At 66.4% G+C, this 429-nt stretch carries 1 pseudogene; it reads left to right on the top strand.

Annotated elements, in window-relative coordinates:
- Positions 1-20 precede the first annotated feature (20 nt).
- Positions 21-429, top strand: a pseudogene (locus tag K3G39_RS20495) (ribonuclease activity regulator RraA); the annotation flags it as partial.

The following is a 429-nucleotide window of genomic DNA, read 5'->3' on the forward strand; positions in this document are numbered from 1 at the left end:
GACGAAAGAGAGAGCACACCATGACCAAACTGTCCGAAGCCACCCGCACCAAGCTCAAATCCGTCTCCACCGCCACCGTCGCCACCGCGCTGTTCAAGCGCGGCCTGCGCATCCAGATGATCCAGGATGTGCATCCCCTGGGCGCGGACCAGCCGACCATGGTCGGGGAGGCTTTCACCCTGCGCTACATGCCGGCGCGGGAGGATCTCAACACGATCGATGTCTTCAAGGACCGCTCGCACCCGCAGCGCAAGGCGATCGAGGATTGCCCGCCCGGTTCGGTGCTGGTGATGGACAGCCGCAAGGACGCGCGCGCGGCTTCGGCCGGCGCGATCCTGGTGACGCGGTTGATGAAGCGCGGCGTTGCCGGCGTCGTCACCGACGGCGGTTTTCGCGATTCCGCCGAGATCGCCAGGCTCGGCATTCCCG

Source organism: Pontibacter sp. HSC-14F20 (assembly GCF_019599265.1).
Lineage (GTDB): Bacteria > Bacteroidota > Bacteroidia > Cytophagales > Hymenobacteraceae > Pontibacter.